Genomic DNA, 24790 nt, shown 5'->3' with positions numbered 1-24790 from the left:
ATACGGCCCGCTACAGGTCGCCGATCCCTCGCCATGGTTCGCCACAGCCCGCTGTCGCCGACGACAGCAGCATCAACGAACCCGAGGTGATCTCATGCCCGATCCGCTGGCGGACCTTCCGCCGAGATTCCTGCGCACCAAGGAAGCCGCCTATTTCCTCGGCCTTTCGCGCCGAACCCTTGAGAAGCATCGCACCTATGGCACCGGCCCGGTCTACCGGAAAGTCGGGGGCCGCGTACTCTATGCCATCCGCGACCTGGAAGCCTGGACCGAAATCGGCGCCCGCACCTGCACGCGGGACAGGGAGGCGGGCACGGTCTTTCCCCCGCACCCGCTGACACCCGAAGAACGGGACCAGCTCTGAATGTTGGGGGACGACGATCACAACCCCGCCCGGCCGAATGGCTCCAGCGAGCGCAGTCGCCTCGATCCGTTCATCGTGGCGACGGGAGACGCCCCGCCGCGCGACCAGCGCGACCTGATGGAGCGGCCCTTCTTCTCGCTGGCGAAATCCCCGCGCACCAAACCCATTCTCTACAAGGCCGCCGACGTCGAGGTTCAAGTACTCGGCATGCCCGAACACGGCATGGCGACGATCTGGGATGCCGATGTGCTGATCTGGGCCGCCAGCCAGATTGTCGCGGCGGAGAACAGCGGCTTTCCCACGTCGCGCTTCTTCCGCTTCATGCCCTACCAGCTTCTCCGCGCCATCGGGCGGGCCACCGGCAACCGGGACTATCTGTTGCTCAAGGCCGCGCTCGCGCGCCTGCAATCGACCGTCATCGCCACCTCTATCCGCAACGGGCCGCATTGGCGGCGCCGGCAATTCTCCTGGATTAATGAATGGGAAGAATTGACCACGCGCGCCGGGCGCGTCGAGGGCATGGAGTTCGTCCTGCCGGAGTGGTTCTACAACAGCGTCATCGACCGTTCGCTGGTCCTGGCCATCGACCCGGCCTATTTCCGGTTGAAAGGCGGCATCGAACGCTGGTTGTATCGCGTCACCCGCAAACATGCCGGGCATCAGCCCGACGGCTGGGCGTTCGAGGTTTCCCATCTTCACCGGAAATCCGGCAGCCTTGCCCGGCCATCCGACTTCGCGCTGGACCTTCGTCGGATCGCGGCCCGCCAGTCGTTGCCCGGCTACCGGCTTCAGAGCGAACGGGAGGACGGGCGCGAGCTACTGCGTTTTCTCCCTGAAAATCCATCCACAGTGCCTGTGGATAACCATGTGGAACCTATCGGGACATCAGGCGCACGCAGTATCGGGACATCAGGCGCAAATCGCGCAGCGCACTCTATAGAAGAATCTAACAAAGAATCTAACTCTTCTTCTTTGACGCGCACGCACGCGAGGCGTGGTGCCGGTGCCGTGCCGCGAGGTGCGCCATGATGCGCGCCCTCGACCTGTTCAGCGCGGCGGCGGGCGGCTGGTCGCTCGGCCTGCACCGCGCCGGCTTCGTCACCATCGCCGCCTGCGAAATCGTCGAATGGCGGCGCATCCTTTATGCAGAGAACAATCCACATGTCAGACTCTACGAGGACGTGCGCGGACTCACGGCAGCTCGCCTTGTTTCCGACCTTGGAATCCTGCCCGACATCATCGTCGGTAGCCCGCCCTGCCAGGACATCAGCAGCGCCAACACCAAGGGCAAAGGGATCGACGGCGAGCGGTCGGGCCTCTATCTCGAAGCCGTCCGCCTGGTCGGAGATTGCCGCCCTCGCTGGTTCGCTTTTGAAAACAGCCCTAATCTCCGAACTCGCGGCGCTGACCGGCTGCTCGATGAACTGGAAACGCTCGGCTACGCCGTCGAACCGTGCGTGGTGGGTGCTGATAATGTCGGCGCCAACCATGTCCGCAAGCGGTCCTGGCTCATCGGCTACGACCCCGAACAGCTTGCCGACACCCGTATCGCAATCCCAACAGGGTGGCATCCGTCTGGAGGGCGGTTCTGGCGCGCGCAGGGCGATGAAGGAATCGGGCCTCTACGACCTGTTCCGCAGTCAGACCTTGGCGACGCCGAGGAAATCGGATGCGGATCGCGGTGGCCGGGGCGACGTGTTGAGCCAGTTGCAGGGCCATGCCAGCCGCCATGCGGGCATGATGGGAACCCCGACAGCGAATGCCGCGCCGCGGGGGAGTGTCCTGCGCAAGCTCAAAGGCCGGATGACATCGGACCAGGATGGTTTCGACCGGGCGCCGACCATGAGCGAGGTGCTCCATTTCGACAGCCTGGAATTGCCCTATGGCATGATGCCGACGCCGGTGAAGCCGAACGGCGGGCGCCGGTTGAGCGCGCAGGAGATCGAGACGGGCAAGCGGGCGAACGGCGCGAAGGCGCAGATCGACACGCCGAACCTGCTGCGCCATGCGGCGGAAATCCTGCCGACGCCGACGAAGCGCGACAGCCGGATGGACGGCTGGAGTCCGGCATACGACCGGAGGAAGTCGCCGACGATGGACGCGGTGATGGATGGCGCGATGACGGGCCGCGCGCCGGACAAATGGGCTGGGGCGCGGGCGCTGGCGGCGATGCTGCGGAGCCATGGGCTGACTGGAACGGCGGCCTTGCCCATCACCTACGGGTGGATGATGGGCTTTCCGCCTGGGTGGCTGGCACGCGCATTGCGCTCGGCAGCCGCAAAGGGACGGCTGCGGCCAGTCTGATCGTCGAGGCTTTCGGCGATGCGGTTCTGCCGCAAATCCCCGAAGCCATCGGCCGCGCCATCCTGCGCACCGAAGCCGCGCTCGACGCTGTGCTTGCCCGCACATCCATCGACATTCCCGGAGACGAACCATGACCCGCCGCGCTCATCGCAGCGCGCACGGCCGTCCGCTGCCGGACGGCCCCGCGCCCTTCACCACCCTGGTCCAACTCACCTTCGAGAAACGAAAGGTCGAGCATTGGATAAGGTTCGGCCGCAAGAGCTACGAACAGATCATCGACCGCCGCCGCAGCGTCGTCGGCTTCGCGCCGGAGAGCATCTTTGCGTTCGTCCGATGGGCGAACGGCGAGCATGGCACGGTCGTTTCGCGCATCGACATCGTGCGCGCCATCGGCCGGGGCGAGCCGTTCCAGACATTGCCCTTCGTCCGGCCCGGCGGCGAAATCCTGTTGCGGCTCGACGGCTGGCCGAAGGTGCAGCGCGCGCTTGCCGTCATCGACGCCTTGGAAGCCCTCGGCCTCGATCCGGCGGACGTGTCGCCGGACTACTGGCGCCACGCCCACAACCGCCTGACCGCCGATCTGGAGCCGAGCGCCTACACGCCGGAACGACATGCGGCATGGATCGGGCGCCGAAGGATCGAGCCATGACGCGCCGCCGCACCCTCGCGGTGACTGCGCTCGCTGTCATCGGCATCGCCGCCGCCAGCGCCGTCGATTGGCCTTTGAGGCTCATCTGGAACGCCACGGCCAGCGCGCCCATCGGCTTCTACACCGTCGAGCCGGCCGACGCGCTCGACGTGCCCGAGTTGGTCGCCGTCATGCCACCCGAACCGCTCGCCGCCTTCATGGCCGAGCGCGGCTATATCGCGGGTGGCATCCCGCTGTTGAAGCGCGTCGTCGGCCTGTCGGGACAGCGGGTTTGCCGCAACGGTAGCACAGTCACGGTGGACGGGATCGAGATGGGCGAGGCGCTGGAGCGCGACAGCCTCGGCCGCGATCTGCCCATCTGGCAGGGCTGCCGCGTCATCGGCGACGACCAGCTTTTCCTCATGAATTGGGAAGTCCGCGACAGCCTCGACGGCCGCTATTTCGGACCCATCCCCGCAGCTTCCGTCATCGGGCGAGCGGTCCCGCTCTGGACCGATGAGGAAGGCGTCGGCCGCTACGAGTGGCGCGCGCCGACGCACTGATTTCCCCAACCACAAGGAGACTGACCATGCCCGCCAATATCTTTGAACCCACCGCCAACGGTTACGCTGGCCGCGTCCGGCTGTTCGGCATCGACGAGGCAATCGTTCTTGTCGCCATTGAGCCGGGCGACGGCGAGAACACGCCGGCCTATCGCATCCAGCTCGACGACGAGGACGGCCCCGACATCGGCGGGGCGTGGAAACGTGTCGGCGAACGCGCCGGCGACTACATCGCGCTGGAGATCGACAGTCCGCTTTTCCCTGCACTGTTTCGCCCGGCGCTGTTCCAGGCCGACGACGAGGGGCGCACCTTCCGGCTCGCATGGAAGCGGCCACGGGCGCGTGAGGATCGGGGCTGATCGGTGCGCGTTCCCGTCATCCCTTTGTTCGCGGGAAATCCGTCTCATCCCTTCGTCCCGCTCGGGCGCAGGACGGCCAGCGCCCGGAGCGAAGGTCAGGGGCGGCCCCCGGCCGGCGCTTGCGCCTTGCCCTTGACCGCAGCGAGGACGCTGGCAGGCTGGAGCCATTGTGGAGACAGGGTGGCATGGCGTTGTGCCGTTCTGCTGCTCGCCGGGGCGCTTGCCTTCTGCACGGGATCGGGCGTCGCGGTCGCGCAGTCCGCGCCGGTCGAGCGCCCGGCAGCCGCCCATCCTTATGCGGCCCACATCGCCGAGGCGTCGCAGCGGTTTGGTATCCCCGAGCATTGGATCATCGCCGTGTTGCGCGCCGAGAGCGCGGGCGACGTGCGCGCCATTTCCTCGGCCGGGGCAATAGGATTGATGCAGGTAATGCCCGACACATGGGCGGGCCTGCGCGTCCGTTACACGCTCGGCCGCGATGCCTACGACCCGCGCGCCAACATTATGGCTGGCACGGCCTATCTGCGTGAAATGTGGGATCGCTACGGCAATGTCGGTGCGATGCTCGCGGCCTACAATGCCGGCCCCGGCCGCTATGACGAACACCATGCGACTGGCCGCCCGCTGCCAGCCGAAACCCGTGCCTATGTCGCCGCGCTTGCGCCGGTCCTCGGCGGCGCGGCTCCATCGGATGCACCATCCCGGCAACCGGCGCTGCCGCCCGACTGGCGCGCCGCACCCCTGTTTGTCCAGCGCCCGGATGGCAGCCAATCGACGGTCGCGCCGTCATCCGACCCGCAATCGGGCGACCTGTTCGCCGCCGCTTCGGAGCCGGATCACCGATGAAGATCGCCTATGCCGACCCGCCCTATATCGGTTGCGCCCACCTTTACCGGGACCATCCAGACTACGCGGGCGAGGTTGATCATGTGCGCCTGATCGAGCGGCTGGAGCGCGACTATGACGGCTGGATATTGCACGCCGCCGCAACGCCGCGCTCCATCGCAACGCTTGCCCCGCTGGTCGAGCGGACGGGCGCGCGGTGGATGGCCTGGGTGAAGGGATTTGCCGCGTTCAAGCGCAATATCCCTGTCGCCTTTGCGTGGGAGCCGGTCATCGTGAAGGCCGCACGAAAGCCCGTTGTCAGCAAGCGGCTGGTGATGCGGGACTGGATTCAGGAGAGTATCACGCTGCGCCGCGGCCTTACTGGCGCGAAGCCTGAAGCGGTCTGCCATTGGGCTTTCGAGATGGTCGCCGCGCGTCCCGACGACACGCTCGACGATCTGTTTCCCGGCACCGGGGCGGTCACTGAGGCGTGGCGCACATGGCGGCTGAAATTCGCATTGCCGGGCGAGCCGGCGGCGCGCGTTGGGCCTGGTGGGGCGCGGGAACGGCCAGCGGAGGGGGCGGGATCATGAGGGCCGGAGGGGCGGAAAGGACGGGTTTTTACGAGGGCAAGATAAAGGAACATGGCACCATGTCGGGCCAGTTCTGGAAATTATTGTTGTCTGCACACTGGTTAGGGGAGTCGCGAGCGGCACCCTGTTTTCGGACCCCGCGTGCCGCGGTCTTGCGCAAAGCCTTGGCTTTGCAGGGTTTTGACCGGCACCATAGGCCCCTATCGGCCTGTTTTCGGCAATTTTGGGCGGAGCCGCGCCCATGAGCGCCGACGACGAAAACCGCTTTCGCCCGAAGCCCGGACGCATCCGATCCGACACGCCGAAGGCGGGCAGGACCAAAAGTTTTCTCACCCAGGCGAAGAAGCTCGCCCGGCAGCACAGCATTGCCTATCCCAAATACGCGCCGCGCCTCGAAACCCGCACGGCCGCGAAGGGCGGCAAGGCTTCCCGTTCGGCCAAGGGGCCGGGTGTCCGGCGCGGTCGCGGCGCGGCCTTCGTTCGCTCCCGCAGCTTGTCGGGCGGCTGGCGGCACAGCGCGCCGGGGATGCGCCGCGTCGTCGTCAAGACCCGCTACGTCAAGGACGCCGGCCGGAACGGCAGATCGGCGGCCCATCTTCGCTACATCCAGCGCGACGGGACATCCCGCGATGGCGAACGCGGTCAGCTCTATTCGGCGAGTGAGGATCGAGCGGATGGCGATGCCTTCGTCGAGCGCGGCAAGGAGGACCGTCATCAGTTCAGGTTCATCATCTCACCGGAGGACGGTGCGGATCTCGTGGATCTGACGGCGCACACGCGCGACCTGATGAGCCAGATCGAGGCCGATCTTGGCACGAAACTCGATTGGGTCGCGGTCAACCACTACAACACCGGCCATCCCCATGTGCATGTCATCGTCCGGGGCAAGGACGAGTTGGGCGAGAACCTTGTCATCAATGGCGACTATCTCGCCAACGGAATCCGCGAGCGGGCGAGCGAGTTGACCACGCTCGAGCTGGGGCAAGTGACCGAGATCGAGCAGAGCCGCAAGCTATCCGCCGAGATTGACCAGGACCGTTTCACCCGCATCGACCGGGCGATGATGGAGGAAGCCGACGAGCGGTTCCTTGATCTTCGCCATGAACCTGCCGAGCCTCGCCGCCAGTTCAATCGCGCGCTGCGTCTGCGCCGCCTCGCCAAACTGGAGAAGATGGGCCTCGCCACCCCGCATGCGCCGGGCGTATGGGAATTGAGCAAGGACATGGAGCCGGCCCTGCGCGAACTGGGAGAGCGCGGCGACATCATCCGCAACATGCACAAGGCGCTGAAGGCCGATGGTCTGGAGCGCGATCCGATGACCTTCCACATCCATGACGGGCCGCCGGCGGCGCCCATCGCCGGGCGCGTCGTGGACAAGTATCTGTCCGACGAGATGGGCGAGAACCTGACGGTCGTTGTGGACGGGATCGACGGGCGAACGCACCATATCGCCGGCGTCGCACCCGAGCGGCTGGAGGATGCCCGCATCGGCAGCATCATCCAGATCGGCCCGGCCGAAGCGGCAGCCCGGCCATCTGATCGCACCATCACGGCCATTGCAGAGGATGGCATCTATCGGCCGAGCCGCCATCTGGAACGGGCGAAATTCGAGGGTCGCGTTCCCGGCGGCGACTATGAGGGCTATGTCGATGCTCATGTCCGCCGGTTGGAGGCGCTGCGCCGGGCCGGGATCGTCGAACGGATCGACGCCGATCAATGGCGCATCCCCGACGATTTCCAGAGCCGCGCCACGGCCTACGATGCCGGCCGGAATCGGCAGGCCAGTGTGCGCGTGCTGTCGGCCTTCGATCTGGATAAGCAGATCGGCGCGGACGGCGCGACCTGGCTCGACCGCCGGATGTTGGCGAATGACGCATCGGATCTCGCGCCGGCAGGATTCGGCCAGCAGGTGCGCGAGGCGATGGACCAGCGCCGCGAACATCATGTCGAACAGGGCGATGCCACCCGAGCGCGGGACGGCCGCATTTTCTATCGGCGCAGCCTTCTCGCCACCTTGCGCGAGCGCGAGGTTGCCCGCGTCGGCGCGGAGATGGCCGAGAACAAGGGACTGCCGTTCCGTGCCGCCACGGACGGCGAGAACGTCAGCGGCAAGTTCACCGGCACCGTGCAGATCACCAGCGGTAAGTTCGCTATCGTCGAGAAGGCGCATGAGTTCACCCTTGTCCCTTGGCGGCCCGTCATCGACCGCCAGCTTGGCCGGGAGGTTATGGGCGTTGTGCAAGGCGGCTCGGTGTCGTGGCAGTTGGGGCGGCAAAGGGGGTTGGGACTTTAGAGCACCTGAAACGGCGTTGCGACACCGGCGCTATTCGGATAGGAGATAGATACTCGTATTGCCAAGTGTGGAGCTATCAGCATGGGAACCGCTAAGTCAGCAGACAAGTAAGCCGCAACAACAAACACTGTTGTTGCGGCGTTCTGTAAGACCAATCCCAATCTGATTGTTGACGAGCAGACGCCGCCCGGAATCCTTAATCGAGCGGTTGATTCGTCATGACTATCACACGCCCTGCGTGGGCCTATACGTTGCCGGCAGCCCTGCTGCTGATGGCTCCCTTCGACATCCTCGCGTCACTGGCGATGGATATTTATCTCCCCGTCGTTCCAGCGATGCCCGGCATCCTGAACACGACGCCATCCGTGATCCAGCTCACGTTGAGCCTCTACATGGTTATGCTCGGCGTGGGGCAGGTGATCTTTGGCCCAATGTCGGATCGCATCGGGCGACGGCCGATCTTGCTTGCGGGCGGGGCGCTTTTCATCGTCGCTTCTCTCGGAGCGGCATGGTCGTCAACGGCCGCAGCCTTCGTCGCGTTTCGCTTGCTACAAGCGGTCGGAGCGTCGGCGGGGTTGGTGGCGACGTTCGCGACGGTTCGCGACGTTTATGCCAGCGGCCCCGAGGGTGTCGTCATCTACGGTCTTTTCAGTTCGATGCTGGCCTTCGTCCCCGCCCTTGGTCCCATCGCTGGAGCGTTGATCGGCGAGTTTTTCGGATGGCGAGCGATATTCGTCACGCTGGCCGCACTTGCGTTGCCTGCACTCTTGAACGCCGGTTTCAGATGGCACGAAACCCGCCCGTTGGATGAAGCAAAGACGCGCCGATCCGTACTGCCGATCTTCGCGAGTCCAGCTTTTTGGGTTTATACGGTCGGCTTTAGCGCCGGCATGGGGACCTTCTTTGTCTTCTTCTCGACAGCCCCCCGCGTGCTCATAGGCCAAGCGGACTATTCGGAGATCGGGTTCAGCTTGACCTTTGCCACTGTCGCGTTCGTCATGATCGTGACAACGCGTTTCGCGAAGTCCTTTGTCGTAAGATGGGGCATTGCCGGATGCGTGGCGCGCGGGATGGCTTTGCTCATTTGCGGAGCGGCCCTGCTGGGGGTCGGCGAACTCTACGGCTCGCCGTCATTCCTCACCTTCATCCTACCGATGTGGGTTATGGCGATCGGCATTGTTGTTACGGTGTCCGTTACCGCCAACGGCGCACTTGCAAAGTTCGATGACATCGCAGGATCGGCAGTCGCGTTCTACTTCTGCATCCAAAGTCTGATCGTCAGCATCGTCGGAACATTGGCGGTGACGTTGTTGAATGGCGACACTACATGGCCCTTGATCTTCTACGCGATGACGATGGCGGTGCTGGTATCAACGGGTCTGGCGCTACTTCGCTCCCGTGACGTTCCTGTCGAGAGGTCGTCAGTCGTCTAACCGGCGATTGGCAGGACGGCTGTCACCCATACGGCGCACCCGTCATCGCAGGCTCGTGAATGGCGGTATCCTGCCCGGCAGGATACCGCTCATTTCACTTATTCAGTTTATGGCTGTTGCCGATGTAACGCAAACCGAATCGCTTGGAAACTTCCGTCCGAGATGAATGATGAATATAGTTACTACCATCGCCGGAAAGCGACACTTGAATTAACGCCGCCAAAGCCGAACCCGTTGGAAATGGCATGTTCCATGAGAATGGGTCGCGCAGATTGGTGAACGAGGTCGATACCAGCGGCAACAGGATCGGGGTTTTCTAAATTTCTCGTTGGGGGAGCGATTTGATCCCGTAGGGCGAGTATCGTGAAGATTGCCTCAATACCGCCTGCGGCACCAAGTAGGTGTCCGGTCGCCGATTTCGTGGCGCTCACGGCCACATTATGATTGCCAAAGACGGATTTAATCGCCGCTATTTCTCCGCGGTCACCTACGGGGGTGGAGGTCGAATGAGCGTTCAAATGTTGAATATTGACTGGCTTCAACCCAGCACTCTGGAGCGCGATTTTCATCGCACGGGCCGCGCCTCGACCGTCCTCTGGGCCGGCAGTCATATGGTGTGCATCAGCGCTAGTGCCGTATCCTACCAATTCGGCTATGGGTTTGGCACCCCGAGCGAGGGCATGTTCCAACTCCTCTATGACGATCAGACCAGCCCCTTCGGACATTACGAAACCATCGCGCTCGGTGTCGAATGGCCTCGACGCCAGTTCCGGGGTAGTATTGTAGCCGGTGGATAGTGCTCGCGCGGCAGCAAATGCCCCAAGACTAACCTTATCAATGCATGCTTCTGCCCCGCCGCACAGAGCGATGTCGGCCTCGTTGGAGCGTATCAGCCGTGCGGCGTCGCCGATGGCCTGAACGCTAGCAGCGCAGGCGGTTACAGGCGTGCCAATTGGACCTGTAAATCCATACCTGATGGTAACATGTCCTGCCGCGAGGTTGGCGAGAAACGATGGCACGGTAAAGGGTGAGAGCCTCCTTGCTCCCCGTGTATCCGTTATGCGAACTGCCGAAGCGATAGCAGGAAAGCCGCCTATACCAGAGGCAATAACTGTCGCCGTGCGCTCACATTCGTAGTCGCTCGCGGGATGCCATCCCGCCGTTTCGAGAGCCTCCTTCGCGGCCGCAAGTGCAAACAGAATGAAGCGATCCATTTTTCGTTGATCCTTTGTGTCAACGATCAAATCGGGATCAAAACCAGCCTCGGAATCTTCAATCGGGCTAGGAACGAGTCCGCCGATTTTCACCGGAAGATTTCTGGAAATTTCATCAGGCAAACTCTTAATTCCCGATTTCCCGTCGAGAAGTCTTTTCCAGCTTATTTCAACGCCACAGCCAAGAGGACCTACCAAACCCATGCCGGTTACAACAATTCGACGCATTGGATTATTCCGCTCCTTTTTCTGAGCTTATCCGCTTCACGCGATTTATGACGCGCATCGTTTCCTCCGTTGCCGCTGGGCCTGCTAGAAGAACGGTGTTTTCAGGAGTAATTTTTTCTCCAGTATCCGCATCGACCATGATGGCGTTTCGTTCCCTGCCGGTTTCTTTGTCGCCGAGCCGCATGGCTATTTCATGTGGCGCAAGGTTCCGGTTCCCCCATGCGAACAGGGCGATTGCTACGGGATAGAAATCCCGCCCTTTGTCGGTAAGGACGTATTCAAATCGAGGCGGATGATCATTGTATCGTTGCCTTTCAAACAACCCTTCCGCCGTGAGATGCTTCAATCGCCTCGCCAAAATGTTCGCGGAAATTCCGAGATTCTTCTCGAATTCATCGAATTTTCTAAGCCCTTGGAAGGCGTCTCGCAGGATCAAGATGCTCCACCAGTCACCGACGCTTTCCAGCGCTCGGGCTGCGGGACACTCGAATGACAGAAAGCTTGTTCGCTGCATCACACATTCATAACGATGTGACTTCCATTATGCAAGTTACATATGTGACAGCTGGCAACATAGCGTGAGGGCTATCCGATGCGTCATCAATCCAAGGAAGCCATGCTACTGCACCCACGGCCGGACGCAGCGAGACTGCTGAGAACGTGACTGATGCGGCGGCGATCGGCAGGTGCCCGGTTCACAGAGGCCGGACACCTCTTTGTCGAGCGCGCCACTGCCGGCGTCAATCGACTGCATCGAGGTCGAGACAACGGCGTCCCTGCCTTCAAGCGCAATTGCTATGTCGGCTCGGTTTCTGAGGTCTCCGCGCACCGTCTCCAGCCGCTCTCCCGCGTTTCGCAGCGCCGAGTTGTGAACGAATGCTCCGACCTTATGCCCGCGGGCGAGGCATTCGTCCACGCATAGCCGTCCAGTGGCGCCGGCAGCGCCGAGTATAAGGATGTTCATGCAACTTTCTCCTGTGATCAGTCGGATTGTGAGGAGCACACCTGCACGAGCTGCTTCCCGAGATTGCGTCCTTCGAACAGGCCGGCGAGCGCGGCGGGTGCCGTTTCGAGGCCGGGGCTGATGGTCTCCTCGTAGCGGATGTCGCCGGCCTGAACCCAGGCCAGCATCCGGTAGAGCGCCTGCGGAAACTGCGCCACGAAATCGAGGAAGATGAAGCCTTCCATGCGCGCGCGTTTGAATGCGAGCTGCATGTAGTTCGACGGGCCGCGGCCGTAGGCGTCGTTGCGGTAGCCGGAGGAAATGCTGCCGCACAGAACGACGCGCGCATGCGGCGCGATATGATCGAGTGCGGCTTCCAGCGTCGCGCCGCCGACATTGTCGAACACCACGTCGATGCCGTCGGGCGCCAGTGCGCCGAGCCTCTCGCGCATGTCTTCCGCGCGATAGTCGATGCAGGCGTCGAATCGCGCGACGTCGCGGGCCCAGGCGCATTTGCGTTCCCCACCGGCGGACCCGATGACGCGCGCGCCCAGCTTGCGGGCGATCTGGCCTGCGATCGACCCGACGCCGCCGGCGGCGGCGCTGACGAAGACGGTCTCGCCTTCGAGCGGCTTTGCGATTTCCGTCATCCCGAAATAAGCGGTCAGCCCGTTGACGCCGAGGACGCTCAGCATCGCTCTCGGTTCGACCCCTTCGGGAATGCGGGTGAACCCGTGGAGCCCCTCGCCGGCAGCCAGAGCGTAGTCCTGCCAGCCCGTCTCGCCGACGACCCAGTCGCCGACCTTGAAAAGCTCGCTTCTGCTGGCGACGACCTGCCCGACGCCGCTTCCCGGCATGACGCTGCCGATACGGGCGGGAGACGTGTAGGTCTCACGCTCGTTGAGCCATGTCCGCTGGGTGGCGTCGATTCCCAGCCAGTGCACGCGCACCAGCGCCTGACCCGCTTCGAGCGCCGGCACGGTCGAACGGCGCATCTCGAAATGCTCGGGGCCGACATTCGCGTCCGGACGCGCGATGAGGACGAGCTGGCGATTGAGGGTATCAGACATCTGCGCCCCCGGTAGCCGAAGTGTTAGGAAATGGGGCACCATGCACCGGAATGAAGGCGAACCTCAGGATGAGAACGACCATCAGCCCGGCGAGCGACCAGAACGGCAAGGTCTCGTTCCATTCATAGAGCATGGTGCTGGCGGCCGGACCGATGATGAAACCGATGCCCTGCGAAGCGGAGACGAGGCCCGCCGCCACCCCCTGATCGTCATGGCCGACGGCCAGAGATGCCCCGGCCATGATCCCCGGCAGGAGGAATCCGGCTCCAAGCCCCAGCAGCGTGTAGGCGAGATAGTATGCCGATGCGTTCGCCGTCGACAGGAGGAGAAGCAGCCCTGCGATCCAGCTACCCGCTCCGGAAAGCACGAGAGCACGCGGCGTGAACCCCATGATTCTGACCTGCAGGAATTGCACGACGAACATCGCAATTCCGACGAGGGTGAGCGCGACAGAGAGCATCCCTGCAGCGGTCTCTCCGTCCAGATTGAGCCTGTCCTGAAAATAGAACCCTGCGCTGATCTGAACGGTCGCGATCGCGACCCAAAGCAGGATGCCGGCAACGAGCCAGGGTTGCAGAGCGGCGGAGAACAGGCTTGTCCGCTGCGGACGGACCGGCGAAGCCACAGGCGGAGCCTTCAGGAAGAACAGGGCCGCGAGCGCGCCGGAGGCACAGAGCGCAGTCGCCGCATAGAGCGGCCACGTGATGCCGCCGGCCACGAGGACGCCGCTCACCGCGGGACCGACAATCAGGCCGAGACCGGTTGCGCCTCCTATGATGGCCATGCCTCCGGCCCGCTCGGACGGGCTCGTGATATCCGCCATCAACGCCTGGGCGCCCGACGGCACGGCAGACAGGAAAGCGCCGACGAAAGCGCGCGACGCCGTGAGCGCAAGGAAGATGGCGGTCACGGACATGGCACCCGAAAGACCGCCGACCACGACCAACGTATAGACCGCGTAGCCCGCGAAGACGCCGAGAAAGCCGGCGACGATGGTTTTCTTGCGCCCGTAGCGATCGCTGACGATGCCCCACAAAGGAGCCGCGACCACCATGGCGACGGAGCCGATCGAAAGCATCAACCCGCCCTGAACGACGGAAAGATGCAGCTCCCGGATGAGAGGAGCCAGGATGGGCAGGATGAGCGTCGTCGCCACGATGGACAACGCGATGCTGATGGCGATCGTGGCCTTAGTCCGGTTCATGGGAAGCTCCCTTGATCTCGTTTGACCGATGGCTCAAATATGTGACGAATCCATCATATTTTGTATTCGCATTCGGACGACCGATGCCCGGCACCGCACAAGTGAATGTAAACCCACGAAAAATCCCCCGGCAGGCGCGCGCTCAGGCCACCGTGGAGGCGATCATCGTCGCCACCGCTCAGCTTTTGACGGAGCAGGGGTTCGTGAACCTCACGACGGCGCGGGTCGCGGAGCGCGCCGGCGTGAGCATCGGTTCGCTCTACCAGTATTTCCCCAACAAGCAGGGGCTCGCGGCCGCCGTCGTCGATCACTACAGCGACGAGGTCCTCGCGCGCTTCACCGCGATGGTCCGGGCGCGGCCAGGGAAGACGCTGGTGGATACCGTGGATGCGATGATCGGGTTCGCGCTCGTTTCCCATCCGCATGAGCCGGAAATGCATCGCGCGTTGAACGATCTCGCACCGCGCATCGGCCGCGAGGAAAAGACGCGCGCCATCAGCCGGGGGATGGCGAAGGTGATCGAGACGGAACTGGAGCGACATCGGCAGGAAATCTCGCCCGATCTCGACCTTGCGGATGCGGCCGCCATGATCGAGACGGTGCTGGAAACGGTCGCGCACCGGGCGATCCAGCGGCATCCCGTCAGGGTCGGCGCCGATGGGCTGATCGGCCAGTGCCGCAGGCTGATCATCGGCTATCTGAGAAGTCCATCACCAAGCTAATATGATGCTAGACTAGGGGAAGATGCTGAGCTTACGTCAGAAGCCTTATTGCACGCAATTGCCGTCGCTACTCTCCCGAGGCAGGCATTGCTGTTCGCTTGGCATTTTCACCTGGTTGCACGCTCTTGCTTTCGCGAAATAAAGTATGTGGCCAGCGTGTTGGTTCCGGTCATCGGCTCCCTCCATCAAGCGAGACCGTGAGTCATGCCTCAACCCAAATTAGTAGGTCTTGATCCTAATTTGTTGTACATGAACGCAGCCGCTCGAAACCGGCGATGAGGCTGTCGAGTCCAAAGTTGAACGCAGCATCCATGCTGTCTGTTTCCAACTCGTGAAACAGACCGTGTAGGAAGGACGATGGTGCTTGCTCGGATACATCTGACCTGTCCGAAATTCTCTCATCGGCATCAGATGCCTGCTGTTCGAGAACGGAACCGACTACATAGTTGCTGACCGCCAAAAGCGTCCAAACGGCATGCTTCGGACTAAAGCCCGCCGTGCAGAGAAAGCGTATTTGTGCCTCGGCGGTGCCAAAATTCGGTTCTGTCGGTCGAGTTCCCGCATGGATACGCGCGCCGTCGCGATAAGAGAGCAACGCCATTCTGAAACTCAGGGCGTTTTCTTTCAGGTACACCCGCCAGTCCTCGTTTTCCTTGGGTAGGGACCGAGTGTGGCGTTCCGTCAGCATCGCCTCGGCCAGTGCGTCAAGCAGCGCACGCTTGTTTTGGAAATGCCAGTAAAGCGCTGGCTGCTGAACCTTGAGGCGTTCAGCGAGCTTTCGCGTCGTCAGGTTGTCCATGCCAACCTCGTTCAGCAGTTCCAGCGCCGTCGCGATCACGGTGCCCTTGTCCAGTTTGGTCATTCATGCTCCTTCGTCAACGCTTGACAATTTATCACCGATAAGTTCTATGTCCATATACTTATCGATGATAAAGTCGCTCGCGCTTGAGCGGCACTGGAGTTTCAGGTGCACAGCTCTGCCATCATTGCCCTGCTGATCGTGGGTCTCGACGCCATGGGTCTCGGCCTCATCATGCCGGTCCTTCCAGCGCTTCTGCGCGAGCTTGTGCCGACGGAGCAGGTCGCTGGTCACTATGGTGCCTTGCTGTCGCTCTATGCGTTGGTGCAGGTCGTCTTCGCGCCCCTGCTTGGACAACTTTCGGATGCTTACGGTCGGCGTCCGGTGCTTCTGGCTTCTCTCGCGGGAGCCGCAGTCGATTACACGATCATGGCATCTGCGCCGGTCCTGTGGGTGCTTTATATCGGCCGACTCGTCTCCGGCGTCACGGGAGCAACCGGAGCCGTAGCTGCTTCAACCATTGCCGATTCGACGGGGGAAGGTTCGCGCGCACGGTGGTTCGGCTACATGGGGGCCTGCTATGGTACGGGCATGATTGCCGGGCCAGCTCTTGGTGGTATGCTCGGCGGTATTTCTGCTCATGCTCCGTTTGTCGCCGCTGCCCTTCTCAACGGGATCGCGTTCCTGCTTGCCTGCATTTTCCTCAGGGAGACTCGTCGCGGTCATGGCAAGACCGGAAAGTCGGTTCACATCGAACCATTGGTTCTGTTCCGGCTGGACGATGCGTTGCGTGGGCTAACTGCGCTTTTCGCAGTTTTCTTCATTATTCAACTGATTGGCCAAGTGCCGGCGGCCCTATGGGTCATATATGGTGAGGATCGTTTTCAGTGGAACACCACGACCGTCGGCTTGTCGCTCGCGGCGTTTGGAGCAACACATGCGATTTTTCAAGCGTTTGTTACCGGCCCTCTTTCAAGCCGACTTGGAGAACGGCGCACGCTGCTGTTTGGCATGGCCGCGGATGCGACTGGCTTCATTCTTCTGGCTTTTGTCACGCAGGGATGGATGGTGTTTCCGGTTCTGTTGCTGCTTGCCGCCGGGGGTGTCGGCATGCCGGCCTTGCAGGCAATGCTTTCGAATAATGTCAGCAACAACAAGCAGGGAGCCTTGCAGGGAACGCTTACGAGCCTCACCAATTTAAGCGCCATCGCGGGACCGCTTGGCTTTACGGCACTCTATTCTGCCACCGCCGGAGCATGGAACGGTTGGGTTTGGATTGTCGGTGCGTTTCTTTATGTAATGTGCTTGCCAATGCTCCGCAGGCCTTTCGCCACTTCGTCGTGATTGAGATCGTAGCGGATAGGCATGGGCAGGCTGAAGAAAAAGAGCAGGTTAAATCCGCCAAGCCATCAACTTAGTTTGGGGCGCATTCCACTTGCATCGTTGATCCAGACGCTTGCCGTCGCCGAACATCTCAGCTTCTACCGCGCCGCTCAGGCGCTCGGCACCAGCCAGTCCAACGTCAGCGCGAGGATCAAGGCGCTGGAGCAAGACCTCGGCATCCTTCTGTTCGAGCGCAATACCAGAGGCGTCCGCCTTACCGAGGCCGGGCGCCTCTTTGTCGAGCGGGTCGCCGCCGGCGTCGATCAACTCGACCATGCGGTGAAGACTGCTGGTATGGCGGCGTCGGGAGAGTGCGGCCGACTGCGCGTCGGTATCCATGCTCTGATGCCGCGCAGCTTTCTTGCCGAACTGATCGCGCAATTCCGCGAAGACCATCCTGGCATCGACGTCGAGATCACCGAAGGCACAGCCCGCGAGGCGGTGATGCAGCTTCGCGCCGACCGGTTGGATGTGGCGTTCGTGGCGGGGGCTCCCGAACTGCCCGACTACCACGCCCGTCCGATCTGGACCGAGCCGCTGGTGGTTGCGCTGCCGGAGAATCATCGCCTTGCCGGACGACCGGAGATCACCTGGGCCGATCTGGTGGGAGAGACGTTCCTTGTTCGGCATGGCGGCACTGGACCGCAGGTTCATGACCATATCGTGCTGCGTCTGGCAGGGCTTTGGCCCGCACCGTCGATCCAGCGCTTCGACGTAGGGCGGGGAACGCTACTGTCCATGGTTGGGCAGGGTTTCGGCGTCACCATCGTCAGTGCCGCCACGGCGCAACTGCCGTCAACGGGCATCGTGTTCCTGCCGTTGGCCGATGAGCCAGAGCCAGTCCCTTTCTCGGCTGTCTGGTCGCCGTTCAATCGCAACGCCGCGCTGCGCAACCTGCTTATGCTCGCAGGCACGATGGGCCGCGATTCGCGAAGCCGTCTGCGCAGTAGTAGCAGGGTGACCGTGAACACCGAAGCAACCCGTCCTATATACCGCCGATAGTATCCGGCAGCCCTCTCGCATCATCTTTGCTGTTGCCTGTCCCGATTTTGCCTACTCTCTGATCGGCTCTGTCTCTCTTGCCGACTGGAGCCCGTATGCGCGGAGGCCGAATTTTATGGGGTCAGATCGCTGTCGTCTTCACCATCGTTCTGGTGATGGTGTGGGCAGCGACGCAATGGACGGCGTTCCGCCTCGGCTTCCAGCCGCAGCTTGGAGCACCGTGGTTCGAGTTGGCGGGCTGGCCGGTCTATTGTCCGCCGGCCTTCTTCTGGTGGTGGTTTTCTTTCGACGCCTATGCGCCCGCGATCTTCGTAGAGGGTGCAATCATCGCCACGTCCGGCGGCTTCCTCGCCATCGCCGCCGCCATCTTCATGTCGATCATCCGGGCGCGGGAAGCGCGCAACGTCGCCACATACGGATCGGCGCGATGGGCCGAGGACAAGGAAATCCGCAGCGCCGGCTTGCTCGGCTCCGATGGCGTCGTGCTCGGCCGATACGAACGGGACTATCTACGCCATGACGGTCCCGAGCATGTCCTATGCTTCGCCCCGACGCGCAGCGGCAAAGGTGTCGGGCTGGTAGTGCCGACGCTGCTGACATGGCCGGCATCCGCTATTGTCCACGACATAAAAGGGGAAAACTGGACACTGACAGCCGGCTTTCGTGCGAAGCACGGCCGCGTTTTGCTGTTCGATCCGACCAACGCCAAATCGGCCGCCTACAACCCGCTGCTGGAGGTCAGGCAAGGCGAGTGGGAGGTCAGGGACGTTCAGAATATCGCGGATATTCTGGTCGATCCTGAAGGCAGCCTCGACAAGCGCAACCATTGGGAAAAGACTTCCCATTCGCTTCTGGTCGGCGCGATCCTGCATGTTCTCTATGCGGAGAAAGACAAGACGCTGGCGGGCGTCGCCAACTTCCTGTCCGATCCGCGCCGCCCGGTCGAGGCGACCTTGCGCGCCATGATGGACACGCCGCATCTCGGCGAGGCGGGCGTTCATCCCGTCATCGCGCCGTCGGCTCGCGAACTGCTGAACAAAAGCGAGAACGAGCGCAGCGGCGTGCTGTCCACCGCCATGTCGTTTTTGGGATTGTATCGTGATCCCGTGGTGGCGCGCGTCACCGCACGATGCGACTGGCGCATTGCCGATCTGGTCGGCAGCTGCCAGCCGGTCACGCTCTATCTGGTCGTGCCGCCGTCCGACATAAACCGCACCAAGCCCCTCATCCGCCTGATCCTCAACCAGATCGGCAGGCGGTTGACGGAGGAATTGACCACCTCCGGCAAGCGCCATCGGCTGCTGTTGATGCTCGACGAGTTTCCGGCGCTCGGCAGATTGGATTTTTTCGAGTCCGCCTTGGCCTTCATGGCGGGCTACGGAATCAAAGGTTTCCTGATCGCGCAGAGCCTCAACCAGATCGAGCGCGCCTATGGGCCGAACAACGCCATTCTCGACAATTGCCATGTGCGCGTCAGCTTCGCCACGAATGACGAACGCACCGCCAAGCGGGTGAGTGACGCGCTCGGCACCGCGACCGAACTGCGCGATTCCACCAACTATGCCGGGCACAGATTGGCCCCGTGGCTCGGGCATCTCATGGTGTCGCGGCAGGAGACGGCCCGGCCGCTGCTCACGCCGGGCGAGATCATGCAGCTTCCGCCAACGGACGAAATCGTGATGGTCGCGGGCACGCCGCCGATCCGCGCGACCAAGGCACGCTATTTCGAGGATGCGCGGTTTCAGGAACGCATCCTGACCCCGCCCGATCTGGTCGCCGCTCCGCTGGCGCCCAGCCCATCCGCCGATGATTGGTCCGGCCGCGTGGTCGCGGCGGAAAGCCGTTCCGCTCCGGCTGCCGCAGACGGGAACGAGGGTGATCCAGCCAATGCCGGCATCCGCCGCGAGCCGGAATTGCCCGAGCATGAGGAAGTCGTCGCCCCGCCGCCGTCGCCCGAACAGGAGTTCGAGTTTCTGGACGACGAGCCGGATGTTGACGCGGCCAAGGCCCGCGCCATGCGCCAGCGCATGAGGATGGTCGCGCGGCAGGTGGCGCTGAACCCCGATGATGGAATCGACCTTTGAGGATACGCCCATGGCAACCAGAACCCGCATGAACGTCTATTTCGACCCGGAGCTGCTTAAACAGGTTGAAATGCTGGCCCTGCGCCGGCAAGTCTCGAAATCCGCCATCATCGAGGCTGCCGTCGCTTCCTTCTTGTCCGGCGACGCGGCGGATCGGCTGGAAGCGGCCATGTCGCGCCGCCTGGACAGGATCGGGCGCCAGATCGACATACTCGACGAAGATCTCGCCGTGCTCGGCGAAACCGTCTCGCTGTTCGTCTACTTCTGGCTTGCCGCCACGCCTCCGCAGCCCGAAAGCGCACAAGCCTCGGCCCGCGCCAAGGGGGCCGAACGGTTCGAGGGATTCATGCAGACCCTCGGCAAGCGGCTGGCAACCGGCGACAGGTTCCTGAAAGAGCTTTCGCGCGACGTTGATTCGTTTCCGCAGGACCAGTCCGGCGCGGACGGCGACCGATCCTGACTCCGCATCCTGTCCTATTTTCCGCAGATCACCGCATCCCGCCGCATGCGCTTAAATACTTGTTGAAGCGGCCCGATTCCGGGCTTTCTTAATCGACCCCGATCCGGGGACCACCTGTTGCGCCCCGCCAGAAACCGGGGCCGACATGACCTTCACCGACCACAGACAGGAAATCATCGGGCGCGGGGCACGGATGTTGCGCACCGCGCTCGGCCCGGCCATTGCCCGGTTTCTGGAAGACCCCTCCGTCATCGAGGTCATGCTGAACCCCGATGGCCGCATCTGGATAGATCGGCTTTTGGAAGGTCTGGCCGATACCGGCGAGCGCCTGTCTGCTGCCGATGGCGAGCGCATCGTGCGCCTGGTCGCGCACCATGTCGGCGCGGAGGTCCATGCCCGCAGCCCGCGCGTCTCCGCGGAACTGCCGGAGAGCGGGGAGCGCTTCGAGGGTTTGCTGCCGCCTGTCGTCGATGCGCCGGCCTTTGCCATCCGCAAGCCCGCCGTCGCGGTCTTCACGCTGGACGACTATGTGGCGGCTGGCATTATGACCCGGTTTCAGGCCGAGGCATTGCGCCTGGGCGTTGCCACACGCGCCAACATCCTCGTGGCCGGCGGGACATCGACCGGCAAGACCACACTCACCAATGCGCTCCTGGCGGAAGTCTCGAAGGGCGCCGATCGTGTCATTATCATCGAGGACATGCGCGAACTGCAATGCACCGCCGAAAACAAGGTGCCGATGCGCAGCGTGGACGAGGTGATCGATCTCCTCGAGCTGTCGCGCGCGACCATGCGCTTCCGGCCTGACCGCATCATAGTCGGCGAGGTGCGCGGCCCGGAAGCACTCGGGCTCCTGAAACTTTGGGGCACCGGCCATCCCGGCGGCATCGGCACCCTCCATGCTGGTTCCGCGCTCGGCGCACTCCACCGCCTCGAACAGCTTGTCCAGGAAGCCGTCATCACGGTCCCCCGGTCGCTGATCGGGGAGGCCATCGACCTTGTTGCTGTCCTGTCCGGGCGCGGTTTCGCGCGCCGGCTCGCCGAACTTGCCCGCATCGACGGGCTCGATCCCGCCGGCAACTACCGCATTACCCCGATCATCCCCGATCCAGAAGGAGATTCCGAATGATCCGTCATGCCATGCGCCTGCGTCGCCACGTCGCCACGGCCACCACCTATGTCAGCCTGTTCATGGCACCGGCCGCCCATGCGTCCGGCTCGTCGATGCCGTGGGAAGCGCCCCTCGAAAGCATCCTCCAGTCCATCGAGGGGCCGGTCGCCAAGATCATCGCCGTCATCATCATCATCGTCACCGGCCTGACGCTGGCCTTCGGCGATACGGGCGGCGGCTTTCGCAAGCTGATCCAGATCGTGTTCGGCCTGTCCATCGCCTTTGCAGCGTCGAGCTTCTTCCTGTCGTTCTTCTCCTTCGGTGGCGGGGCTCTCGTTTGATGGCGGGCGGACTCGAACAGCTCGACGCGGTGCCGGGATTCTCGATCCCGGTCCACCGGGCGCTGACCGAGCATATCCTGCTCGGCGGCGCACCGCGCTCCATCGCCATCATGAACGGAACGCTGGCGGGGGCCGTGGGCCTCGGCCTGCGCCTCTGGCTGGTCGGCATCGCCATTTGGGCAATCGGCCATTTCGCGGCCGTGTGGGCGGCGAAGCGCGATCCCCAATTCGTCGAGGTCGGGCGCAGGCATCTGCGCGTCCCCGGCCATCTGGCGGTTTGAGGGAGGCGCGTCGATGATGAACCTTACCGAATACCGCCGCACCACCACCCGGCTCGCCGACTATCTGCCATGGGCCGCGCTGGTCGGCTCCGGCGTCGTCTTGAACAAGGACGGGAGTTTCCAGCGGACGGCGAAGTTTCGCGGTCCCGATCTGGATTCCGCCGTCGCGGCCGAGCTGGTCGCCGTCGCCGGCCGCATCAACAACGCCGTGCGCCGTCTCGGCTCCGGCTGGAGCATCTTCGTAGAGGCGCAGCGTAGCGAGGCAGCGACATATCCCGACAGCATCTTTCCCGATGCCGCGTCGGCGCTGGTCGATGCCGAGCGGAAAGCCGGTTTCGAGGAAGCGGGCACGCATTTCGTGTCGGGCTACTTCCTGACCTTCCTCTGGCTGCCCCCGGCCGAGGAAGCGGCCCGCGCGGAAACATGGCTCTACGAGGGCCGAGAGAAAACCGGCGTGGACCCGTGGGAGCTGCTGCGCGGCTTCATCGACCGCACCGACCGCGTGCTGGCCTTGCTCGACGGCTTCATGCCCGAGTGCCGTTGGATGGATGACGGCGCGACGCTTACCTATCTCCATTCCACCATTTCGACCAACCGGCATCGCGTGCGCGTGCCCGAGGTGCCGATGCACCTCGACGCGCTGCTGGCCGACCAGCCCTTGACCGGTGGGCTGGAGCCGCGCCTTGGCGACGCGCATCTGCGCGTCCTGACCATCGTGGGATTCCCGACCGCGACGACGCCAGGCCTGCTCGACGAAATGAACCGCCTGCCGTTCCCCTACAGATGGAGCACGCGCGCGATCCTGCTCGACAAGACCGATGCGACGCGGCTGCTGACCCGCATCCGCCGCCAATGGTTTGCGAAGCGCAAGAGCATCGCCGCGATTCTGAAAGAGGTGATGACCAACGAGGCGTCCGCCCTTGTGGACACCAATGCGGCCAACAAGGCGCTCGACGCCGACATGGCCTTGCAGGAGCTTGGGGCGGATGTTGCGGGCATGGCCTATGTCACGGCCACCATCACCGTTTGGGATGCCGACCCGCGCATTGCCGACGAGAAGCTGCGCCTTGCCGAAAAGGTGATTCAAGGCAGAGATTTCACCGCCATGCCGGAAACCGTCAACGCGGTTGACGCATGGCTCGGCAGCCTGCCCGGACACGCCTACGCGAATGTGCGGCAGCCGCCCATCAGCACTTTGAATCTCGCCCACATGATCCCGCTTTCGGCGGTGTGGGCGGGGCCGGAACGGGACGAGCATTTCGGCGACGCTCCACTGCTTTACGCCAGGACCGAAGGCTCTACCCCGTTCCGGCTAAGTCTCCATGTCGGCGACGTAGGCCACACCCTTGTCGTCGGCCCAACAGGCGCGGGCAAGAGCGTTCTCCTTGCTCTCGCCGCACTCCAGTTCCGCCGTTACGCACGAAGCCAGATCTTCGCCTTCGACTTCGGCGGCAGCATCCGGGCCGCTACGCTCGCCATGGGTGGCGACTGGCATGATCTCGGCGGCGAACTGACCGCCGCCGGGGTTTTCAGCCCTGACAGTTCCGTGGATCGGGATTTGCGCATTTCTCTCGCTCAGGACATTGCCGGGGTCGCCCTGCAACCACTGGCGCGAATCCACGAGACTGCGGAACGTGCCTGGGCCGCCGACTGGATCGCGGCAATCCTCTCGCGCGAGACTGTTCAGATCACCCCCGAGGTCCGGGAGCATATCTGGACGGCGCTGACGTCGCTGGCCTCGGCACCGGCTGGGGAGCGGACCATCACCGGGCTGAGCGCGCTGCTCCAGTCCAACGATCTGAAACAGGCGTTGCGTCCCTATTGCATTGGCGGAGCTCATGGCCGGCTGCTCGATGCCGAGGCCGAATATCTCGGCACGGCGGACGTGCAGGCCTTCGAGATCGAGGGGCTGGTGGGGACTGGCGCGGCTCCTGCCGTGCTGTCCTACCTGTTTCACCACATCGGCGACAAGCTGGACGGACGGCCGACGCTGCTCATCATCGACGAAGGCTGGCTTGCGCTGGACGACGATGGCTTCGCCGGCCAGCTCCGCGAATGGCTCAAAACGCTGCGCAAGAAAAATGCCAGCGTCATCTTCGCCACGCAAAGCCTGTCGGACATCGACAATTCGCCCATAGCGCCGGCGATCATCGAGAGCTGCCCGACACGGCTCCTGCTTCCCAACGAGCGCGCCATCGAGCCGCAGATCACCGAGATTTACAGGCGGTTCGGTCTCAATGACCGCCAGATCGAAATCCTCGCGCGGGCCACACCCAAGCGCGACTATTACTGCCAAAGCCGCAGGGGCAATCGCCTGTTCGAGCTGGGCCTGTCCGAAGTCGGCCTCGCGCTCTGCGCAGCATCCGCCAAATCAGATCAGGCTGACATCGAGCGCATCCATCTCGCCAACGACCGCGACGGGTTTATGGCAGCCTGGCTGCGCCATCGCGGCGTCGCTTGGGCAGCCGACCTGATCCCGAGCCTCACCAATCTCGCCCCGTGGGATGAAGCCCCACCCATCGACGCCGCCGTCGGCGACGAGATCGAACTCACCCTGGACGAAAAGGAGATTTCCCCATGACGCGC

General features: G+C 63.3%; 25 protein-coding genes. 19 read left to right on the top strand and 6 right to left on the bottom strand.

Annotated elements, in window-relative coordinates; translation table 11 throughout:
• Positions 1–94 precede the first annotated feature (94 nt).
• The 10 genes from HNP73_RS21165 to floR all read left to right on the top strand — a co-directional run bounded on the left by HNP73_RS21165 (position 95) and on the right by floR (position 9362).
• Positions 95–364 carry a helix-turn-helix transcriptional regulator gene (locus HNP73_RS21165; protein ID WP_036703296.1) on the top strand — a complete coding sequence of 90 codons (270 nt, stop codon included), beginning with the start codon at positions 95–97 and terminating at the stop codon, positions 362–364.
• The gene (locus HNP73_RS21160; RefSeq protein ID WP_036703297.1) at positions 365–1393 is read left to right on the top strand and encodes a replication initiator protein A; all 1029 of its coding nucleotides are present in this window, start codon (positions 365–367) and stop codon (positions 1391–1393) included.
• Positions 1390–2802, top strand: coding sequence for a DNA cytosine methyltransferase (locus HNP73_RS21155; protein WP_184154841.1), 1413 nt, complete (start codon positions 1390–1392; stop codon positions 2800–2802). Before HNP73_RS21160 ends, HNP73_RS21155 begins: the two co-directional genes overlap by 4 nt.
• Positions 2799–3317: a DUF2840 domain-containing protein gene (locus tag HNP73_RS21150; RefSeq protein WP_184154838.1), complete on the top strand. Its 519-nt coding sequence runs from the start codon at positions 2799–2801 to the stop codon at positions 3315–3317. The genes HNP73_RS21155 and HNP73_RS21150 overlap by 4 nt, the downstream gene beginning before the upstream one ends.
• A complete protein-coding gene (locus tag HNP73_RS21145) occupies positions 3314–3859 on the top strand; it encodes a S26 family signal peptidase (RefSeq protein ID WP_036703299.1) in 546 nt (181 codons plus the stop codon). Before HNP73_RS21150 ends, HNP73_RS21145 begins: the two co-directional genes overlap by 4 nt.
• Before the next feature lie 26 nt (positions 3860–3885).
• Positions 3886–4218, top strand: a complete 333-nt coding sequence (locus tag HNP73_RS21140; protein WP_036703300.1) for a DUF736 domain-containing protein — start codon at positions 3886–3888, stop codon at positions 4216–4218.
• 180 nt (positions 4219–4398) lie between these two features.
• Positions 4399–5064: a lytic transglycosylase domain-containing protein gene (locus tag HNP73_RS21135; protein ID WP_231555346.1), complete on the top strand. Its 666-nt coding sequence runs from the start codon at positions 4399–4401 to the stop codon at positions 5062–5064.
• The gene (locus tag HNP73_RS21130) at positions 5061–5636 is read left to right on the top strand and encodes a hypothetical protein (RefSeq protein WP_052171889.1); all 576 of its coding nucleotides are present in this window, start codon (positions 5061–5063) and stop codon (positions 5634–5636) included. The genes HNP73_RS21135 and HNP73_RS21130 overlap by 4 nt, the downstream gene beginning before the upstream one ends.
• Before the next feature lie 241 nt (positions 5637–5877).
• Complete coding sequence (locus HNP73_RS24005) at positions 5878–7929, top strand: relaxase/mobilization nuclease domain-containing protein (protein WP_036703301.1); 2052 nt, start codon at positions 5878–5880, stop codon at positions 7927–7929.
• Between the two features lie 218 nt (positions 7930–8147).
• Entirely contained in the window at positions 8148–9362 is a 1215-nt protein-coding gene (gene floR, locus HNP73_RS21120; RefSeq protein ID WP_036703303.1) for a chloramphenicol/florfenicol efflux MFS transporter FloR, read from the top strand.
• 182 nt (positions 9363–9544) lie between these two features.
• Here floR and fabF read toward each other — a convergent pair whose 3' ends face one another.
• From fabF to HNP73_RS21095, 5 genes are all read right to left on the bottom strand, one after another.
• Positions 9545–10804 (bottom strand): beta-ketoacyl-ACP synthase II, encoded by a 1260-nt coding sequence (gene fabF / locus HNP73_RS21115; RefSeq protein WP_081973111.1) that lies wholly within the window; start codon positions 10802–10804, stop codon positions 9545–9547.
• A gap of 4 nt (positions 10805–10808) precedes the next feature.
• Positions 10809–11318: a winged helix-turn-helix transcriptional regulator gene (locus tag HNP73_RS21110; RefSeq protein ID WP_043619017.1), complete on the bottom strand. Its 510-nt coding sequence runs from the start codon at positions 11316–11318 to the stop codon at positions 10809–10811.
• 105 nt (positions 11319–11423) lie between these two features.
• A complete protein-coding gene (locus HNP73_RS24125; protein ID WP_052201851.1) occupies positions 11424–11768 on the bottom strand; it encodes an NAD(P)H-binding protein in 345 nt (114 codons plus the stop codon).
• A 17-nt stretch (positions 11769–11785) separates the two neighbouring features.
• Positions 11786–12817, bottom strand: coding sequence for an NADP-dependent oxidoreductase (locus HNP73_RS21100; protein ID WP_043619020.1), 1032 nt, complete (start codon positions 12815–12817; stop codon positions 11786–11788).
• Positions 12810–14021 (bottom strand): MFS transporter, encoded by a 1212-nt coding sequence (locus tag HNP73_RS21095; protein WP_052201852.1) that lies wholly within the window; start codon positions 14019–14021, stop codon positions 12810–12812. Before HNP73_RS21095 ends, HNP73_RS21100 begins: the two co-directional genes overlap by 8 nt.
• 83 nt (positions 14022–14104) lie before the next feature.
• On the opposite strand from HNP73_RS21095, the gene HNP73_RS21090 reads away from it, so the two are divergent.
• Positions 14105–14743: a TetR/AcrR family transcriptional regulator gene (locus tag HNP73_RS21090; RefSeq protein WP_036703309.1), complete on the top strand. Its 639-nt coding sequence runs from the start codon at positions 14105–14107 to the stop codon at positions 14741–14743.
• Between the two features lie 235 nt (positions 14744–14978).
• Here the strand turns inward: HNP73_RS21090 and tetR are convergent, their stop codons facing one another.
• Entirely contained in the window at positions 14979–15605 is a 627-nt protein-coding gene (gene tetR, locus HNP73_RS21085; protein ID WP_043619023.1) for a tetracycline resistance transcriptional repressor TetR, read from the bottom strand.
• A gap of 105 nt (positions 15606–15710) precedes the next feature.
• Between tetR and tet(G) the strand changes: the two genes are divergently transcribed.
• The 8 genes from tet(G) to trbE all read left to right on the top strand — a co-directional run bounded on the left by tet(G) (position 15711) and on the right by trbE (position 24785).
• Positions 15711–16886, top strand: a complete 1176-nt coding sequence (tet(G), locus tag HNP73_RS21080) for a tetracycline efflux MFS transporter Tet(G) (protein ID WP_043619026.1) — start codon at positions 15711–15713, stop codon at positions 16884–16886.
• A gap of 21 nt (positions 16887–16907) precedes the next feature.
• Positions 16908–17927, top strand: a complete 1020-nt coding sequence (locus HNP73_RS21075; RefSeq protein ID WP_052171892.1) for a LysR family transcriptional regulator — start codon at positions 16908–16910, stop codon at positions 17925–17927.
• Positions 17928–18022: 95 nt separating this feature from the next.
• Complete coding sequence (locus HNP73_RS21070) at positions 18023–20011, top strand: conjugal transfer protein TraG (RefSeq protein WP_043619029.1); 1989 nt, start codon at positions 18023–18025, stop codon at positions 20009–20011.
• 10 nt (positions 20012–20021) lie between these two features.
• Positions 20022–20471 (top strand): ribbon-helix-helix domain-containing protein, encoded by a 450-nt coding sequence (locus HNP73_RS21065; RefSeq protein ID WP_043619078.1) that lies wholly within the window; start codon positions 20022–20024, stop codon positions 20469–20471.
• A 193-nt stretch (positions 20472–20664) separates the two neighbouring features.
• A complete protein-coding gene (gene trbB, locus HNP73_RS21060) occupies positions 20665–21600 on the top strand; it encodes a P-type conjugative transfer ATPase TrbB (protein ID WP_425486653.1) in 936 nt (311 codons plus the stop codon).
• On the top strand, positions 21597–21923 hold the full coding sequence (locus HNP73_RS21055) for a TrbC/VirB2 family type IV secretion system protein (RefSeq protein ID WP_043619035.1): 327 nt from the start codon (positions 21597–21599) through the stop codon (positions 21921–21923). The genes trbB and HNP73_RS21055 overlap by 4 nt, the downstream gene beginning before the upstream one ends.
• Complete coding sequence (locus tag HNP73_RS21050) at positions 21923–22204, top strand: VirB3 family type IV secretion system protein (RefSeq protein WP_043619038.1); 282 nt, start codon at positions 21923–21925, stop codon at positions 22202–22204. The genes HNP73_RS21055 and HNP73_RS21050 overlap by 1 nt, the downstream gene beginning before the upstream one ends.
• A 13-nt stretch (positions 22205–22217) precedes the next feature.
• A complete protein-coding gene (gene trbE, locus HNP73_RS21045; protein WP_043619041.1) occupies positions 22218–24785 on the top strand; it encodes a conjugal transfer protein TrbE in 2568 nt (855 codons plus the stop codon).
• Positions 24786–24790 lie beyond the last annotated feature (5 nt).

This window comes from Amaricoccus macauensis (assembly GCF_014201905.1).
GTDB lineage: Bacteria > Pseudomonadota > Alphaproteobacteria > Rhodobacterales > Rhodobacteraceae > Amaricoccus > Amaricoccus macauensis.
Note: the sequence above shows the minus strand (reverse complement) of the source record. Positions and strands in the feature narration are given on the sequence as shown.

Coding starts and splice junctions, on each gene's coding strand:
- HNP73_RS21165 (WP_036703296.1), top strand. CDS start 95: ATGCCCGATCCGCTGGCGGACCTTCCGCCGAGATTCCTGCGCACCAAG.
- HNP73_RS21160 (WP_036703297.1), top strand. CDS start 365: ATGTTGGGGGACGACGATCACAACCCCGCCCGGCCGAATGGCTCCAGC.
- HNP73_RS21155 (WP_184154841.1), top strand. CDS start 1,390: ATGATGCGCGCCCTCGACCTGTTCAGCGCGGCGGCGGGCGGCTGGTCG.
- HNP73_RS21150 (WP_184154838.1), top strand. CDS start 2,799: ATGACCCGCCGCGCTCATCGCAGCGCGCACGGCCGTCCGCTGCCGGAC.
- HNP73_RS21145 (WP_036703299.1), top strand. CDS start 3,314: ATGACGCGCCGCCGCACCCTCGCGGTGACTGCGCTCGCTGTCATCGGC.
- HNP73_RS21140 (WP_036703300.1), top strand. CDS start 3,886: ATGCCCGCCAATATCTTTGAACCCACCGCCAACGGTTACGCTGGCCGC.
- HNP73_RS21130 (WP_052171889.1), top strand. CDS start 5,061: ATGAAGATCGCCTATGCCGACCCGCCCTATATCGGTTGCGCCCACCTT.
- HNP73_RS24005 (WP_036703301.1), top strand. CDS start 5,878: ATGAGCGCCGACGACGAAAACCGCTTTCGCCCGAAGCCCGGACGCATC.
- floR (WP_036703303.1), top strand. CDS start 8,148: ATGACTATCACACGCCCTGCGTGGGCCTATACGTTGCCGGCAGCCCTG.
- fabF (WP_081973111.1), bottom strand. CDS start 10,804: ATGCGTCGAATTGTTGTAACCGGCATGGGTTTGGTAGGTCCTCTTGGC.
- HNP73_RS21110 (WP_043619017.1), bottom strand. CDS start 11,318: ATGCAGCGAACAAGCTTTCTGTCATTCGAGTGTCCCGCAGCCCGAGCG.
- HNP73_RS24125 (WP_052201851.1), bottom strand. CDS start 11,768: ATGAACATCCTTATACTCGGCGCTGCCGGCGCCACTGGACGGCTATGC.
- HNP73_RS21100 (WP_043619020.1), bottom strand. CDS start 12,817: ATGTCTGATACCCTCAATCGCCAGCTCGTCCTCATCGCGCGTCCGGAC.
- HNP73_RS21095 (WP_052201852.1), bottom strand. CDS start 14,021: ATGAACCGGACTAAGGCCACGATCGCCATCAGCATCGCGTTGTCCATC.
- HNP73_RS21090 (WP_036703309.1), top strand. CDS start 14,105: ATGCCCGGCACCGCACAAGTGAATGTAAACCCACGAAAAATCCCCCGG.
- tetR (WP_043619023.1), bottom strand. CDS start 15,605: ATGACCAAACTGGACAAGGGCACCGTGATCGCGACGGCGCTGGAACTG.
- HNP73_RS21075 (WP_052171892.1), top strand. CDS start 16,908: ATGGGCAGGCTGAAGAAAAAGAGCAGGTTAAATCCGCCAAGCCATCAA.
- HNP73_RS21070 (WP_043619029.1), top strand. CDS start 18,023: ATGCGCGGAGGCCGAATTTTATGGGGTCAGATCGCTGTCGTCTTCACC.
- HNP73_RS21065 (WP_043619078.1), top strand. CDS start 20,022: ATGGCAACCAGAACCCGCATGAACGTCTATTTCGACCCGGAGCTGCTT.
- trbB (WP_425486653.1), top strand. CDS start 20,665: ATGTTGCGCACCGCGCTCGGCCCGGCCATTGCCCGGTTTCTGGAAGAC.
- HNP73_RS21055 (WP_043619035.1), top strand. CDS start 21,597: ATGATCCGTCATGCCATGCGCCTGCGTCGCCACGTCGCCACGGCCACC.
- HNP73_RS21050 (WP_043619038.1), top strand. CDS start 21,923: ATGGCGGGCGGACTCGAACAGCTCGACGCGGTGCCGGGATTCTCGATC.
- trbE (WP_043619041.1), top strand. CDS start 22,218: ATGATGAACCTTACCGAATACCGCCGCACCACCACCCGGCTCGCCGAC.